We start from the raw sequence: 228 nt of genomic DNA, 5'->3' as shown, positions 1-228 counted from the left end.
ATTCAGAACTACGCGCTGGTCTACGAACCCGCGAAGCTGGAAGACGGGGTCTTCATCGGCCCGGCAGTGGTGCTGACCAACGACCATTTCCCTCGTGCTATCAACCCCGACGGCTCCCTCAAATCTGCTGACGATTGGGAGCAGGTGGGCGTGACCTGCAAGCGTGGCTGCTCTGTTGGCGCCCGCTCGGTGTGCATTGCGCCCGTCACTATTGGTGAGTGGGCTACG

Annotated in this window: 1 pseudogene; it reads left to right on the top strand. The window is 61.4% G+C overall.

Going from position 1 to position 228, the window contains the following annotated elements:
• A pseudogene (locus FVA95_RS30570) lies at positions 1-228 on the top strand (N-acetyltransferase); the annotation flags it as partial.

It is taken from the genome of Pseudonocardia sp. EV170527-09 (assembly GCF_008369905.1).
Classification (GTDB): Bacteria; Actinomycetota; Actinomycetes; order Mycobacteriales; family Pseudonocardiaceae; genus Pseudonocardia.
Note: the sequence above shows the minus strand (reverse complement) of the source record. Positions and strands in the feature narration are given on the sequence as shown.